We start from the raw sequence: 16,431 nt of genomic DNA, 5'->3' as shown, positions 1-16,431 counted from the left end.
ACAGCTCTTAGGAGATAACCGTCCCCAGCAATTTGCTGATTTCGATATCTACCTTCTTAAAGTGCATGTACTCGAGCATAAGCCGGTCGCTCTCGGTCGGATCGGCGGTTTGGTTGATGAGTTGTTTGATTTCCCGCATCCGCTGTTCGGCAACTAGTTTCTTTATCCGCAGGATGTTTGTAAAAGCCGCATCCGCCAGTTTATCCACCTCCGTCGGAACGTAAATTTCGTGCTTCTGCCAGTTCTCGCTGAGCTGGTGTTTTACCGTGACCAGGCCAATCGTCTGGTGCTGGTATTCGGCATTTTTATGCTGCAAAAAATAATCGGCCGTCCGGATTTCGCTCGCCAGGAAGCCCTCCCGGATTTCCGTCAGCATTTCGTTGAAAACCGGCGTTACAAACTCCATCGTGCCCAGCTCACTCAGCATGTAATGACAGACCGAAATGTCGGGTTCCAGTTCGTGCGCTCCGTAATTGACGAGCAACCGAATGCATTCTTCTTCCTGTTTAAAAAGGGGAGAGCGGTTTTGCGACGGGCGGGCTTCCACCGGATTGCGTTCAACCGGGGGGGCATCGGGCGGAAAGTCACCCAGGATCTCGGTTAACTCCTCGGGAAACGAAGTGGGTCCAGCCGGTCGCGGTCCGGTTTTTTCCTGCTGCTTTAGCTGCTGTTTTTGCTGATTGAGCAGCATCCGGTTGCTCTCCGAAATCAGCGTCTGCTCATCGACCTGCAACTGGCGGGCGGTTTTCTGGAAAAACACCTGTCGCTTGATCGGGTCCGGGATTTTGGAAATGCTTTGGATGATTTCCGAGATGATCTCCGCCCGTTTGAACGGATTATCGCCCGCATCCTTCAGCAACATCGCCGTTTTAAACGTGATGAAATCGCTCGTATGCTGGCCGAGGTGATTCCGGAAGGCTTCGGCACCGACTTTCCGAACGTAGCTGTCGGGGTCATCGCCATCGGGGAAGGTCGCTACGCTGACGTTCAGGCCTTCTTCCAGGACCATATCCAGTCCGCGCAGGGCGGCTTTGATCCCGGCTGCGTCGCCATCGTACAGAATCGTTACATTTTGCGTAAACCGGCTGATCAACCGGATTTGCTCAATTGTCAGCGACGTACCCGATGAAGCCACCACGTTTTTGATGCCAGCCTGGTGCAGCGATATCACGTCCGTATAGCCCTCCGTTAGGTAACAGACGTCCTCCTGGCGGATCGCATTCTTCGCCTGAAAAATGCCGTATAATACCTGGCTTTTGTGGTAAACTTCCGTCTCCGGCGAGTTGATGTATTTCGGCTGGTTTTTGTCCGTTTTTAAGATCCGGGCTCCAAATGCAATGACGCGGCCCGCCACATTGTGAATCGGAAAAATCACCCGGCCCCGAAACCGGTCGTAGGTTTTTCCACCTTCTTTCGACAGAATCAACCCGGCTTTTTCCAGCAACTCCGGGCGATACCCCCGGCGGCTGGCTTCCTGCAAAAAGGCATCCCATTGATCCGGGCTGTAGCCAAGCTCGAAGGCCTCAACGGTATTGTCCAGAAAACCGCGCTCCCGAAAATAACTGAGCCCGATGCTCTGGCCTTCGTCGGTTTGCAGCAAATGAGTATGGTAGAAATCCTTGGCAAAGTTGAGGACGATAAACAGGCTTTCGCGCTCGTTTTGCTTGATCAGTTCGTCCGGTGTAAGCTGTTCCTCGGCGATTTCGATCCCGTACTTTTTAGCCAGGTGGCGCAACGCTTCCGGATACCCGATGTTCTCAATGTCCATCACAAACCGCACAGGGTCACCGGCCTTGCCGCAGCCAAAGCATTTGTAGATCTGGCGGACGGGCGAAACGTTGAACGACGGCGTTTTTTCGTTGTGGAAAGGACAGCAGGCAATCCAGTTTTGCCCCCGCTTTTTGAGCGAGACATAATCGCTGACCACATCAATGATGTCCGCCGACTGGCGGATGCGGTCGATGGTTTCCTCGGGAATACGCATAGATCAAAGGTACATAACGCAACCCGCTTTTGGCAACGTTTTTGCTAATATCAGTTTTTCAGAGGGGCTCACTTTTCGACCAAATTCAGGATATTATGGTACCGCATCTATTGAAAAAAGTCAACCATTGTTGTCTACAAAAATTGTTTGTAGTAGCAATAAAATTGCCTATAGTCGCTTTCTTGCTCATCGGTTTGAACGCGTGTAACAAAGACTCGGCGGAAGACGCTGTCAGTCCACAATCAAAACCGGCGGATCAATTCAGCGCCGACCTGGCACTACGGTGGTCGGCAATGCAGTTATATTTAACCCGGAATACGGCCGGTTTTAGCCCGCCGGTGGCTTCAAGGGCGTTTGGGTACGGGGGGCTGGCCCTCTACGAAGCCGTGGTGCCGGGTTTATCTACGCATCAGTCGCTGGCCGGACAACTGACTAACCTGAGCAGTTTGCCAAAAATTGACGAAACCGCCATTTACCACTGGCCCGCATCGGCCAATGCAGCCCAGGCCCAAATCCTGCGGAATCTGTTTGCCAACACCAGTGAGGACAATAAAGTGCGTATCGACTCGCTGGAAAAGTTGCTTGTGACGGAGTTTGCTACCGAAGGAGTTGCCAGCGAGGTAGTGGAGCGGTCGGCTGCGTATGGGAAACAAATCGCCGACGCTATTTTTGACTGGTCGAAAACCGACGGCGGGCACGAAGGCTACAACCGGAATTTTCCGACTGATTACCAGGTGCCGGTTTTTAATGGCTCCTGGCAACCAACCGAAAACGGGCGAAAAATTCCAATGCAGCCTTATTGGGGTAAAAACCGGACGTTTGTCGCTGTTAATGCCCTCCTGCCCATCCCGAAGCCGCTACCGGTTTCGGCGGAGGTGAAGTCACCGTATTTTTTGCAATACCAGGATGTGTACGTCAAAAATAAGTCGCTGACGCAAAATGAGAAAGAAATCTCGATTTGGTGGGCCGACGATCCCAGCGAGACGTTTACCCCGCCCGGGCACTCGTATAACCTGGCCCGGATTGCCATTCAAACGGCCCAGGCGGATCTGGGCAAAGCCGCCGAAGCCCTGGCCAAAACCGGGATTGCCGTTGCCGATGCCTTTACGATTTGCTGGAAGACCAAATACATGTTCCATAACGAGCGGCCGTATACTTTCGTCCGCCGGACGATGGACCCCTACTGGATACCGTTCTGGCCCGCTCCGCCGTTTCCGGGGTATGCGTCCGGGCACGCGACGCAGTCGGCGGCCAGTGCGACGGTTTTGGGGAGTGTCTTCGGTGAATCGTTTGCCTTTACCGACGATTCGCACGTCAGCCGGGTGCGGGATGTCAAACGCAGCGTTGATTTCAAAGCAAGAAGTTTTACCTCGTTCTGGGCTGCCGCCGAGGAGTCGGCCTATTCCCGTTTTCTGGGCGGCATTCACACGGAGCAGGACAACGAAACCGGCTTGAGCATGGGCCGAAGCATCGGGCAGCATGTGGCCGCCCTGAAGTGGAAGAAATAAAAAAGACGGATCAGCAAGTATATCCTTCCCGGTCCGTCTTTCCCTTAACTCTTAACTCTTAACTCTTAACTCTTAATAAGCCCTAACGCCTTTGCCTTCCATGAAGTTGACAAACGACTTGTTGACTACTTTATTACCACCGGGGGTAGGGTAGTTACCCGTAAAGTACCAGTCGCCGGTATGGTTGGTGCAGGCTTTGTGCAGGTTCTCGACCGTCTGGAAGATCACCGACACCTCGGCATTTAAGTCTTTCGGCGTAACGATTTCGGCCACTTTTTCCGAAATCTGCTCGTGGGTGAACGGCTCATACAACGCCTTGACGTAGTTCGTGGTTGAGGCATTGCCGGATTCGATGGCGGCAACACACTGCGCATAAATCTCGTCGACCCGGTTATCGAGTCCGCTTTCTTTCAGCAGTTGAAGTGTAGCCCGGAACGCCACAAACTCTTTCATTTTCGACATATCGATTCCGTAGCAATCGGGGAAGCGAATCTGCGGAGCCGACGAAACGATGACGATTTTCTTGGGCCCCAGCCGGTCGAGCATCTTCAGAATGCTCTTTTCAAGGGTCGTACCGCGAACGATGGAGTCGTCGATCACCACAACGTTATCGATGCCTTTCCGGATGACTTCGAACGTCGTATCGTAAACGTGCGAAACCATCTCGTCGCGCTGGGAATCGTCGGTAATAAACGTCCGGAGCTTGACATCCTTCGATACCAGTTTTTCGATCCGGGGCCGGAAAGACAGCAGCCGGTCGAGGTCCTGTTCGAACAGGATCCCTTCCATAATGGCTTTCTTGCGCTGTTTGGCCAGGTATTCTTCGATACCTTCCACCATGCCAAAAAAGGCGGTTTCGGCCGTATTGGGAATGTACGAGAAAACCGTGTTTTCCAGGTCGTAGTCAATCTCCTGTAAAATCTGCGGAATCAGCAGTTTCCCAAGCTTTTTCCGTTCGTTGTAAATATCCGGATCGGAAGCCCGGGAGAAATAAATCCGTTCAAACGTACACGAACGCTTCTCGATTGGCTGAATGAATTCATATTCATCGTATTCGCCGTATTTATCGATGATCAGTGCGTGGCCGGGTTTTACTTCGTGGATCTGATCGTATTCAACATTGAAGGCGGTTTTGATAGCCGGTTTTTCGGAGGCTACCACCACGACTTCATCGTCGGCATAATAATAGGCTGGGCGAATTCCGGCCGGATCGCGGGCCACAAACGCGGCCCCAAAACCCGTCATGCCGACCATCGCATAACCCCCGTCGAAATCCCGGCAGGAGCGGTGCAGCACCCGCTGGAGATCCATGTTATCTTCGATAATATCCGAGAGATCGGGATTTTCATAAATGCCCTTGAACCGGTCGAACACCCGCTGGTTTTCTTCGTCCAGAAAGTGTCCGATTTTCTCCATAACCGTTACCGTGTCGACTTCGTCCTTCGGATGCTGGCCCAGCGAAACCAGTTTTTTGAACAGGTCATCGACGTTGGTCATGTTGAAGTTTCCGGCCATCACCAGGTTCCGGCTGCGCCAGTTGTTCTGCCGGAGCATGGGATGGCAGTTCTCAATTTCGTTGGCGCCGTGGGTGCCGTAGCGCAGATGCCCCATCAGGACTTCCCCGGTAAACGCCAGGTTTTCCTGCAACCAGCGGGCATCGCGGGCTTTATCCTTGTTGTTCTTAAGTGCTTTGCGGAATTTCTTGTTAATCTTCTGGAAGATGTCGGCGACCGGCTGGCTGGCTACCGAGCGGTAGCGGCTGATGTAGCGGTGGCCGGGCGGTACGTCGATTTTGATGTTGGCAACCCCGGCTCCATCCTGGCCCCGGTTGACCTGTTTCTCCATCAGCAGGTACAGTTTGTTGATGCCGTATAAATGAGTGCCATACTTATCGATGTAATGTTGGTATGGCTTGCGGAGCCGTATTAGGGCAATACCGCACTCGTGCTTGATGGCGTCGCTCATGCCGGATATTTTAGTTGTTACGAACGTAACTCCCGAAGAAAGGTTTTCGTTCAAATGAAGTTACGGCAAAGTTACGAAAAGGACATAGGCAATGGCACACCCTTCACCAGACTTTTTTCTGATCAGGCTGACAGAAGAGTTGAAGGCGCATTTTGAGTGAAGAAAAACGACCCGGCTTATAACCTTGTAATCCAGCGCAGTACCCAGTCGGGTTTGAAAAACAGCAGCAGAACCGCAAGCGTCAGCACACTGGCCAGAATAAGCGGTGAAAGAGGTGTCGTTTTGTGAGGTAAGTCAGTCGTTGAAGCAGGCCGGAAATAGAGCAGAAATGGGATGCGTAGGTAAAAGAACAGCGAAACCACGGCGTTGAGCAGTCCAATGCCAAACAGAGCCAGTAACCAGGGGTTTCCGCCCGTCTGATAAGCTTCCAGCAGGGACGAAAAAGCGAGCAGTTTCGCTGTAAAACCGACCGTTGGTGGCAAGCCCGTCAACGCAATCATCACGACAGTAAGGGCCGCACTCAGGAAGGGAAGCCGGGTGCCCAAACCGCTGAATTTTTGAATAGTCAGGTTTTCGTCCTGTTGCTGGTTGAGTAAGTCGATGAGCAGAAAAGCCGCCATGTTGATAAACACGTAGGTGGCTACGTAAAAGGTTGCGGCTTCAAAACCAGTTTCGTTAAAAGCCACGACGCCCACAAGCAGAAAACCGGCATGGGCAATAGACGAGTAGGCCAAAAGCCGTTTGGCGTCGGTTTGCCAGAGTGCGGAGAGATTCCCAAAGGTGATGCTGGCCAAGGCAATGACGGCAAGCGGTGTCTGAAAACCAGCCGGCAGAATCGTCAGCACCCGCATCAGAACCAGCAAGGCTGCAGCTTTGGGGCCAACCGAGAAGAAGGCCACCACGGGCGTGGGCGCGGCTTCGTAGGCATCGGGCGTCCAGACGTGAAAGGGAACCAGTGACAGTTTGAATAAAATACCGGCCAGCGTCAGAAAACCGGCCACGTAAATGACCAGCGAATCGTTGCGGCTGAGTTGATCCAGTGTGTCGGGTAGGGCGAGGGTGCCGGTCAGGCCGTAGAGCAGCGACATGCCGTACAGCATCAGAGCAGAGCTAACGGCCCCGAAAAGCAGGTACTTCAAGCCACCTTCCGAGGCCTTGCGGCTGGTTGAAAGCGCTGTCAGGAGGTAAGAACTGATCGAAACCAGTTCGATGCTGAGATAAATCGTCAGCAGATTGACCGACATCGCCATCAGGTAAAGTCCGAGTAACAGGCTCAGAAGCAAAGGAAGCCAGTCGAGCGGTATTGCAGTTTTCGGGCGAACCGTCCAGGCGTGTAAAATGGCAAAACCCGCAGCCAGGGTGACCACAAACTTGTAAAAAACCGCCTGGTTGTCGAGCAGCAGCACGGAGTTGAAAAGATATCCTTTTTCGAGCGAACCCTGCCCGATGACAAAGGCACCGGTGACCAAAACCGCCAGCAGCGAAAGACCGTATTGAATCGTGCGGTTGCGGGTAGCGGCACCGGCGTTTGCTGGCAGAAAAACACCCGGCGTAGCCACGGACAGACGGTCCTCGGAGCGGGGCATAAACACCAGGTCTGTCAGCACGATGATCCCGATTGCTACCAGCAGCGCTATTTCCGGCCAGAAGCCCGACAAGCTCAGAATACTATCATTCAGTTGATCAAGGAGTTGCAAGGCGCAGCCAACTAGGCGGATTTTGATGGCGGCAAAGGTACGAAAAAAGCGTACTGCTTTTGGGATTGGTTCGTTATCTTGTACCGGGAAAGCCATTTCCCGGTTTATGCAACAACAAAAAGGCGATTATTGAAATGAAAATCAGGCTGATTGGGGGGCTGCTACTGCTAGCTCTGACGACGCTCTGTCAGGCTCAGGGCGTTTTTCTGACGGACGTCAACGGGCAGATCATTCGGGCGAACAAATACGTGGATGTGCAGGGATCGCCCTATCTCAACGAAGCCTGGAAGGAGGGGGCTGTCACGGCCGCCAACAGCAAATCGTACCCGAACCTGAAAGTGCGGTACGACATTTATGCCGGGGAGCTTGAATACCAACAGAAAGACCAAACTTATCGGTTAAGCCCGGCCGCCATGAAGGAATTCCGGATCATGGACGGAAACGAGATGGTATTCCGGAACGGTTTTGCGGCTGTCAACAACAATACGCCAAGCACGTTTTATCAGGTGCTGGTCGATGGGCCGACCAAACTGCTGAAGCAATTCAAGATTAACCTGGTGGAAAACAAACCGTTCAACTCGGCCACCGTCACAAAAGAATTTCAGAAGCAGGAGTTTTACTTCATTGCCAAACCGGATGGCTCGATGCAGCGAATTCAGAAAAATAAAAAATCTGTACTGGCGGCTTTATCAGACCAGAAAGACCGGGTTGAAAAGCTCATCAAGGAGCAGGATTTAAACCTCAGTAGCGAAAATAATCTGATCACGCTGCTGGAAGGGTATAACGGGAAATAGAGACAAGAAAGACAAGAGACTTCTGACAATCAGGTCTCTTGTCTTTCCTCTTTTGTCTCTCAAAGAACTCCCTGCTTTTTGGCGCGTTCTTCGTAGCCGCGAAGTTGTACGGGTTGTTGCTTTTTCCGCAGACGCATGTTCAGAAATTCGACCAGAAGGGAGAACGCAATGGCAAAATACAGATAACCTTTGGGCACTGAACCAATCTCGGCATTGAAAATGACGATTTCGGCCAGGTGCGCTCCTTCAGCGATCAGCATAAAACCGATCATGATCAGGAACGCCAGACCAAGCATCTGAATACTCGGGTGCTCGTTGACAAACTTGCCGACCGGCCCGGCGAAAAACATCATGATAAGAATAGACAGGACAACGGCCACAATCATGACCGTAATGTTTTGGGTAAGTCCAACGGCGGTCAGGATGGAGTCAATCGAAAACACGATGTTGATAATGGCAATCTGGGCCACAACGCCCGAGAGCGTCGATTTGCCTTTACCGGCCGATGCGTCTTCTTCCTCATCCGAATTCCCTTCCAGTTTATGATGAATTTCGGAGGTTGCTTTGTAGAGCAGAAACAGGCCCCCGATGATCAGAATAATACTTTGTCCGGTAAAAGCCGCGCTTAACCAACCGCTTTCGTAGTGCATGAACGGTTTGCTGAGTGAAATCAGGATAGAAATCCCGAACAACAGGGCCACCCGGAAAATCATGGCCAGCACCAGGCCCAGGTTGCGGGCTTTGGGTTGGTCGGCGGGCAAAAGCTTATTGGCAGCGATGGAGATAAAAATGATGTTGTCGATACCGAGGACAATTTCCAGAAATGTCAGTGTTAAGAGACTGACCAGGTTTTCAGCGGAGAACAGTTGTTCCATTCGTTTTCAAGGATGCGTTTTAGAAGGTGGGCCTAAATTACCCCCTTTGCGGCAGTTCGCCAACAGTTTCGGGTAATCAACTGCCAAAACAAGGAATAGTTTCAGATTTTATGAGTAGCTAGTTGATTGCAAGAAGAATAATCGGACGCATTTCTGGCTTTTTATCAGTTTAATCTCCAAGTGGTTTTGCTTAGGAGTAGATTCATGATTTTTTTTAGAGGGTAAGTATCTATTGTGTATAATTACCAGACAGGCTGAGAAATTTTTTATGCGTTTTTGAGTAAAGGGTAACTTCATATCCGCACAGTCTGGTATTCAATTGCAGGCAGTAATGAGTTGCTAATCTGGCTTTTATGTAATCCGTTTGGTTCCCGCGGCAAGTTAGACATGGTTGTAAGCTGGAGAATATAAAAAGACACCAGTTTTAATTGTGCATATACATACAACAAAAAAATGGTAAATTATTTCTGCCGCCATTAAATAAATTTAGAGTTTACTATTTGCTAGATATTAGAGTATTCATGTAGCTTTGTTCTGGGATAACTACTCGATTTAGTTACCATAACGTGTATGATACTTCCTTTTCCTGCCCAGATTAGCACATTTTAGCAGGAAAACATCTTAGCTCAACGATCATTGAATAGCTTCTCAACGTGTCAAGGTGTATGAGTTTAAATACTTAAGTATTTTTTGCTTCCAGAAAGATAACAATTGCTTCAATATAGTTAAGACAGATGAAGTCGATCGTTTATTCGCTGATGATGAAGCATAATACATAAGTTAACTTATTCAGCCTACGTGGACGGGAAGTGAAACAATAATCAGAATTCCTCCATAATTTTTTAGCAATCAATTACTTACATCCGACTGCTTCTGGCGTCGATAGTGTTGACAAATTGTTGTAAAGGTATTCATGAAGTCATCAAATATGTACACATATCCCATGTATCCGCAAGGGGAAATTAACTCGTCGGATGTGCAGGGAACCTTGCGGGATTATGTAAAGCACTGGAAGTGGTTTCTGGTGTCGTTGATTACCATGATCGTCGCGGGTTTTGTATACATTTGGTTTACTGAACCTATCTACCGAATTCAGGCCAGCCTGCTGGTAAAGGACGAGCAGAAAGGAATGTCAGATGATGGAATCCTGAAGGAATTGAACCTCTACAGCGAAAACAAAGTCGTTGAAAATGAGATCGAAATCCTGAAGTCCAACACGTTGATGAAGAAGGTCGTCGACACACTTGGATTGACGGTAAGATACTTTCGAAGTACCCCATTTGGGAAACGGGAAATTTACGAAGATGCCCCCGTCCGGCTGGTCCTGACCGATCCGACACCGAATCTCTACCGCGCCGAATTACAGATCAGCATTATCAGCCCGACAACGGTACGGTTGAACGACTGGGTCTACCCCGCGAATCAGGTGATAAACACACCGTTTGGTCGGCTGCAAATCGTTATTAAGCAGCCTGTTAGGTATACCAATGAGCCGCTGGTCGTACAGGTAGCTCCCACGACTCAGGCCATCCGGTATTACTTGAGCAAACTGAAAGTCGAACCCAGCAGCAAATCATCGACGGTAGTTTTGCTCACGATTGAGGATGCGGTTCCGGCGAAAGGAGAGGCTATTCTTAATCAGATGATCGCCAACTATAACTCAACCGCCACGGAGGATAAAAACCGGGTGGTTGCCAATACGCTGAATTTTATCCAAACGCGGCTTAAACTGGTGTCTGGTGAGCTGGCGTCACTGGAAAAGGCGATTGAAAACTACAAGTCGGTCAATCAAATCACCGACATCGGGGCGAATGCACAGGCGCTGTTGAATAATCTGCAAACGAATGACGCTCAACTGAATCAGGTTGCCATTCAACTGAGTGCATTGGGTGATGTCGAGCGATATATTCAGGAAAAAGACAAGGGCAGGGGCATGGTGCCCTCGACGATGAGCTTCAACGATCCGACGTTAACGTCGCTGATCAACAAAGTAACCGAGCTGGAATTGCAACGGAATCAACTGGTGCGGACCACTTCCGAATCGAACCCGCTGTTACGGTCGCTCGACGATCAGATTAACGCAACCAAAACCAGTATTCGGGAAACCGTCGCGACCCTGCGCAACATTCTGACAAATACACGTAGTCAACTAATCCTGACCAACAAACGATATGAAGCTCAGATCCGTACGATACCAGGCCGGGAGCGATCGTTGATGAACATTACCCGCCAGCAGGCCATCAAAAATAATCTGTACACCTATCTGTTGCAGAAACAGGAAGAAACGGCGCTTTCCTACGCTTCCATTGTGTCCAACAGCCAGATCATTGATGCCGCCAGCAGCAGCCCGGACCCGGTCAAACCGGTCAAGCTGTTGATTCTGATTTTGTTCGGAACGGTGGGATTGGTAGTTCCGGCGGCTGTCATCCGAATTCGGAAACTGTTCAATGAGCGGGTTTCGGGCAAGGCCGAGATTGTCGAAACGACCGAAACCCCGGTTATTGGCGAAATCGCCTACGTCCGGCACGAGTTTCCGGTGATTGTCAACGGTCGCAAGCGGTCCGTTGCAGCCGAACAGGTGCGGGCGCTCCGGACAAACCTGCAATTCCTGCGCGAAAATCCCGACGACAGCCAGGTAGTGCTATTTACGTCGAGCCTGAGCGGTGAAGGAAAGTCGTTCCTGTCGCTGAATGTCGCTGTCAGTATGGCGCTGGTGGGCCGGCCGACGGTGATCATCGACCTGGATTTGCGCCGGCCCAAACTGCACAAAGCCCTGAATATGCTCAACTTCCGGGGGAGCAGTAGTTACCTGACGGGCGATGCAACGGTCGATGATATTCTGCAACAGGTACCCGGTTTTGAAAACCTTTTTATCATCTCTTGTGGGCCAATTCCGCTGAATCCGTCGGAGTTGCTCAGCGGCCCACGTCTGAAAGAGCTGATTGAGGAATTGCGGCCTCGGTTCGATAACATCGTGATCGACTCGCCCCCGGTCGGGCTGGTGACCGACGCCCAACTGATTGGGCCGTTTGCTGACGTGACGCTCTATGCCATCCGGCACAACATCACCCACCGGAGCTACCTTAAATTTGTCGACTCGCTCCATCAGGAGAAGCGGTTTCCGAATTTGAATATTGTCCTAAATTCGGTTAAGAATAAATATTCGTACGATTATCGCTATTATTACTACCGCCGATCGGGGAACGACAAGCCCAATCTGCTCCGAAAGTACCTGCTGCATTGAGCAGCTAATGCCAGTAAAAAGTTAACCTACCCTTATTCTCTGTCTATGAACTTAACTTTTTCCCCTTCACCGACGCCCCTGGAACCGGGGTTCCCGACGGATATACTTAGCGAGCAAACCGGTGTGGCCGGTTCTTCCCCGGTTGGTCAAACACCGCCGGTGATTGGGGTGCTTGGGCTGGGCTATGTGGGTCTGCCGCTGGCCGTCGAGTTTGCCAAGCACTATCCCGTTATCGGTTTTGACATCAATACCAGGCGTATTAATGAGCTGAAAGACGGTGCGGACTCGACCGGCGAAACCGACGCTGAGTCCCTTCGGGCGGCCGAGAAACTGGTATTGACCGACGAACTGGGAGCCTTACAGGATTGCAATGTATACATTGTCACGGTACCGACGCCGGTTGATCGCTACAAACGTCCGAATCTGACGCCGTTGCTGAAAGCCAGCGAAACCGTGGGGCGGGTGCTGAAGCGGGGCGACATTGTCGTCTATGAATCAACGGTTTATCCGGGTTGCACGGAAGAAGAATGTGTGCCGGTTTTGGAGACCATCAGCGGATTGACTTTTAATGTCGATTTCTTCTGCGGGTATTCGCCGGAACGCATCAATCCGGGCGACAAGGTCAATACGCTGACCCGCATCAAAAAAGTGGTGAGCGGCAGCACCCCCGAAATCGGGCAGTACCTCCGAAAACTTTACGGTAGCATCGTTGAGGCCGGTATTCACCTGGCCCCGACGCTCAAAGTCGCCGAAGCCTGCAAAGCCATCGAAAACGCCCAGCGCGACGTCAACATTTCGTTTGTCAATGAACTGGCGATTATGTTCGACCGGATGGGTATCGACACCACGGATGTGCTGGAAGCGGCTGCGACCAAGTGGAACTTCCTGAATTTCAAGCCCGGTCTGGTGGGCGGCCACTGCATCGGCGTCGATCCATACTACCTGATGTACAAATCGGAGAGCCTGGGCTATTATCCGCAGGTGATTCTGTCGGGTCGGCGAATCAACGAGGACATGGGCATGTTCATTGCCAATAAGGTGGTGAAACTGATGCTGGGCAAAGACCTGCGCGTGAAAGGCGCCCGGGCGCTGGTACTGGGGATCACCTTCAAGGAAAACTGCCCCGATACGCGCAACTCCCGCGTGGTCGATATTTACCGCGAACTGCAACAGTTCGGCATCCGGGCGGAGGTCTACGACCCCTGGGCCGATCCGGAAGTCGTCGCGGAAGAGTACGGGATCGACCTGATCAAACAACCGCAGGGGCCTTACGAGGTTATCATCCTGGCGGTTTCTCACCGCGAGTTTCTGCATCTGGATTTCGCCAGCCTGAAAACCGAAAATGCCGTTATTTTCGATAGCAAAGCCTGTTTAGACCGAACGCTGGTAGACGCCCGCCTGTAACCCATGAGCGCAACGCTGGTAGAAAACATCCAGATGGTTGATCTGAAAACGCAGTATCAACGTCTGAAGCCCGAAATCGACGCAGCCATTCAGCAGTGTCTGGACCGGACCGACTTTATCAACGGCGGGGCGGTTCGCGAATTTCAGCAGAATCTGGCAGCTTTCCTGTGGGCTAACCGGGTGGTTACCTGCGCCAACGGCACCGATGCCCTGCAACTGGCGATGATGGGCCTGGGACTGAAACCGGGCGACGAGGTGATCGTTCCGGCGTTTACGTACGTCGCCACGGCGGAGGTTATTGCTCTGCTGGGCCTGACGCCGGTTTGGGTCGATGTTGATCCGAACACCTTTACGCTAACGGCTGAGAACGTCGAAAAGGCGCTGACTTCCCGCACGAAAGCCGTGGTGCCGGTGCATCTGTTCGGGCAATGTGCCGACATGGAGCCGCTGCTTGAGCTGACTACGGCCCACAAGCTGTTCGTGATCGAAGATGTGGCCCAGGCGCTGGGCAGCGAGTACGAGTTTGCCGATGGCTCGGTGGAATCGGCCGGAACGATAGGGCATGTGGGCTGTACGTCCTTCTTCCCATCGAAGAACCTGGGCTGTTACGGCGACGGTGGTGCCATGATCACCAACGATACCGACCTGGCCGACCGGCTGCAGATGATTGCTAACCACGGCCAGCGCAAAAAATACATTCACGAAATCATTGGGGTCAATTCCCGGCTTGATACGCTGCAAGCCGCCGTTCTGAACGTCAAACTCCCACATTTGCACGACTTCAACCGGCAACGGCAAATTGCTGCGGCTTGCTATGATTCGCTACTGAAAGAAGTTCCTGGAATTCAGACGCCGGTTGTGACTGCTTCGTCCTCGCACGTCTATCACCAGTATACGCTGACGGTTCCGACGGAAATGCGTGACGGACTTCGGGCGCATCTGCAGAGCCACGGTATTCCCTCAATGGTGTATTATCCCTTGCCGTTACACCTCCAGCCCGCGTACTATGATGCACGGTTTCCGGCCGGAAGTTTTCCGGTGGCCGAACGCCTGAGCCAGCAGGTGCTCTCATTACCGATTCATACGGAGATGGTAGCCGAACAACAGGAATTGATCGCGTCGGTCATCAGCGATTTTATGACGGATAAAAAACTCATACAGGCATGACAATAGAAACGATTACGGTTCACCCGACGGCGGTGATCGACGAGGATTGTGTGATCGGAAACGGAACGAAGGTCTGGCATTTCTCGCACATCATGTCGGGCTGCGTCATCGGTGAACGCTGTTCCATCGGTCAGAATGTCGTGGTATCGCCCGGCGTTGTCCTGGGGCGTAATGTCAAGGTGCAGAACAACGTCTCGATTTACACCGGAGTCATCTGCGAGGATGATGTCTTTCTGGGGCCGTCGATGGTCTTTACCAACGTCATCAACCCACGCAGCGCCATTATTCGCCGGGACCAGTTTCAGCAAACGCACGTCGGCCGGGGGGCGTCCATCGGCGCGAATGCCACCATCGTCTGCGGCAACGCCATCGGGCCTTACGCGCTCGTGGGAGCCGGAGCCGTGGTGACCAAACCCGTTCCGGCCTACGCGCTGGTGATGGGCAATCCGGCCCGGTTTGCCGGTTGGGTAAGTGAATACGGCCATCGGTTGCATTTCGACGCCCGGCAGCGGGCCCAGTGTCCGGAAAGCGGCCAGGAGTATGTTCTGAACGAGAATGAAGTAACCCGAGTCCGATAAAACACGTACGATCCCTACCCTAAAGAAAAAATTATTGCGAGATGAACGCTTCAGAAAAACCGATCCGGTTTGCCGTCGTGGGCTGTGGCCACATTGGCAAGCGCCACGCCGAAATGATTACCCAACACCCGGAGGCCGAACTGGCGGCTCTGGTCGATGTCAGACACCATCGTGACCTCAAACTCGATGGGTACAACGTGCCCTTTTACCGCTCGCTGGACGATATGCTGCACGCATCGCCGGACGTAGACGTCGTGACGATTGCTACGCCCAACGGACTCCATGCGGCCCAGGCTCAGCAGTGTCTGGAAGCCAACAAGCACGTGGTCATCGAAAAACCGGTGGCGCTGCGTCGGCAGGATGCCGAACAGGTGTTGCACAAGGCTCTGTCGCGTCGGCGGGATGTGTTTGCCGTCATGCAAAACCGGTATTCGCCCCCCTCGGCCTGGCTGAAAGAGATTGTTGAGTCCGGCGTACTGGGTAAGATTTACCTGGTGCAGATGAACTGCTACTGGAACCGCGACGAGCGGTATTACACCACCGGAAGCTGGCACGGCGACCGTGAACTGGACGGCGGCACGCTCTACACCCAGTTTTCGCACTTCATCGACATCATGTACTGGCTGTTCGGCGACGTCACCCAGATCGAAGCCCGACTGATGGACTTCAACCACCAGCACCTGACCGATTTCGAAGACAGCGGTTTTGTCTCGTTCAAGTTCCTGAACGGTGGGATGGGTTGTCTGAACTTCTCCACCTCCGTCTGGGGCAGCAACCTCGAAAGCAGTATCACGGTCATTGCCGAAAACGGCAGCGTGAAAGTGGGTGGACAGTATATGGACAAAGTCGAATACTGCCACATCCGGAACTACACCATGCCCGAACTGGCCCCGACCAACCCCGGCAACGACTACGGCGCGTACAAAGGCTCGGCCCAGAATCACAACTACGTGGTCGATAACGTTGTGAACGTGCTGCGTGGCCGGGCTACCATCACGACCAACGCCATGGAAGGGCTCAAAGTCGTTGATATTATCGAGCGGATTTACAAAGCCGCCAACCTCGAGCAGGCCGATCAACCGGTGCAGCGCACCATCGATTATCCCCGGGCGCAGCCGCTGAAAGTCCTGAAAGATACTGATTCGTTCCTGTCGGCCCCGGTCAATGGCGTTCGTCGGGTTTACCCCTAAACACATAGTCTATCGAAAAAACGTG

The 16,431-nt window shown here is 52.3% G+C and carries 11 protein-coding genes; 7 read left to right on the top strand and 4 right to left on the bottom strand.

Features of this window, described 5'->3' with window-relative positions; genetic code table 11:
* Positions 1 to 7: 7 nt before the first annotated feature.
* A complete protein-coding gene (gene dnaG, locus ACO2Q8_RS13865; RefSeq protein WP_423345420.1) occupies positions 8 to 1,984 on the bottom strand; it encodes a DNA primase in 1,977 nt (658 codons plus the stop codon).
* Positions 1,985 to 2,178: 194 nt separating this feature from the next.
* Here dnaG and ACO2Q8_RS13860 point away from each other — a divergent pair, with 194 nt between their 5' ends.
* Positions 2,179 to 3,492: a vanadium-dependent haloperoxidase gene (locus ACO2Q8_RS13860; RefSeq protein WP_423345419.1), complete on the top strand. Its 1,314-nt coding sequence runs from the start codon at positions 2,179 to 2,181 to the stop codon at positions 3,490 to 3,492.
* 72 nt (positions 3,493 to 3,564) lie between these two features.
* Here the strand turns inward: ACO2Q8_RS13860 and ACO2Q8_RS13855 are convergent, their stop codons facing one another.
* Together ACO2Q8_RS13855 and ACO2Q8_RS13850 are read right to left on the bottom strand one after the other, a co-directional pair.
* Positions 3,565 to 5,457, bottom strand: a complete 1,893-nt coding sequence (locus ACO2Q8_RS13855; RefSeq protein WP_423345418.1) for an amidophosphoribosyltransferase — start codon at positions 5,455 to 5,457, stop codon at positions 3,565 to 3,567.
* A 176-nt stretch (positions 5,458 to 5,633) separates the two neighbouring features.
* The gene (locus ACO2Q8_RS13850) at positions 5,634 to 7,154 is read right to left on the bottom strand and encodes an NADH-quinone oxidoreductase subunit N (protein WP_423345417.1); all 1,521 of its coding nucleotides are present in this window, start codon (positions 7,152 to 7,154) and stop codon (positions 5,634 to 5,636) included.
* Positions 7,155 to 7,288: 134 nt separating this feature from the next.
* Here ACO2Q8_RS13850 and ACO2Q8_RS13845 point away from each other — a divergent pair, with 134 nt between their 5' ends.
* A complete protein-coding gene (locus ACO2Q8_RS13845; protein WP_423345416.1) occupies positions 7,289 to 7,948 on the top strand; it encodes a hypothetical protein in 660 nt (219 codons plus the stop codon).
* 59 nt (positions 7,949 to 8,007) lie between these two features.
* On the opposite strand, the gene ACO2Q8_RS13840 is transcribed toward ACO2Q8_RS13845, so the two are convergent.
* Positions 8,008 to 8,823, bottom strand: a complete 816-nt coding sequence (locus ACO2Q8_RS13840; protein ID WP_423345415.1) for a TerC family protein — start codon at positions 8,821 to 8,823, stop codon at positions 8,008 to 8,010.
* 928 nt (positions 8,824 to 9,751) lie between these two features.
* On the opposite strand from ACO2Q8_RS13840, the gene ACO2Q8_RS13835 reads away from it, so the two are divergent.
* From ACO2Q8_RS13835 to ACO2Q8_RS13815, 5 genes are read left to right on the top strand one after another with little or no spacing between them, the layout of a single operon-like run.
* Entirely contained in the window at positions 9,752 to 12,067 is a 2,316-nt protein-coding gene (locus tag ACO2Q8_RS13835) for a GumC family protein (RefSeq protein WP_423345414.1), read from the top strand.
* A gap of 45 nt (positions 12,068 to 12,112) precedes the next feature.
* Positions 12,113 to 13,471: a nucleotide sugar dehydrogenase gene (locus tag ACO2Q8_RS13830; RefSeq protein WP_423345413.1), complete on the top strand. Its 1,359-nt coding sequence runs from the start codon at positions 12,113 to 12,115 to the stop codon at positions 13,469 to 13,471.
* Between the two features lie 3 nt (positions 13,472 to 13,474).
* Positions 13,475 to 14,638, top strand: coding sequence for a DegT/DnrJ/EryC1/StrS family aminotransferase (locus ACO2Q8_RS13825; protein ID WP_423345412.1), 1,164 nt, complete (start codon positions 13,475 to 13,477; stop codon positions 14,636 to 14,638).
* Entirely contained in the window at positions 14,635 to 15,216 is a 582-nt protein-coding gene (locus tag ACO2Q8_RS13820) for an acyltransferase (protein ID WP_423345411.1), read from the top strand. The genes ACO2Q8_RS13825 and ACO2Q8_RS13820 overlap by 4 nt, the downstream gene beginning before the upstream one ends.
* A 41-nt stretch (positions 15,217 to 15,257) precedes the next feature.
* Complete coding sequence (locus tag ACO2Q8_RS13815; RefSeq protein ID WP_423345410.1) at positions 15,258 to 16,406, top strand: Gfo/Idh/MocA family protein; 1,149 nt, start codon at positions 15,258 to 15,260, stop codon at positions 16,404 to 16,406.
* Positions 16,407 to 16,431: the final 25 nt, after the last annotated feature.

Source organism: Larkinella sp. VNQ87 (assembly GCF_049445795.1).
Lineage (GTDB): Bacteria > Bacteroidota > Bacteroidia > Cytophagales > Spirosomataceae > Larkinella.
The sequence above is the reverse complement of the archived record's forward strand: the minus strand, read 5'-3'. Positions and strand labels throughout refer to the sequence as shown.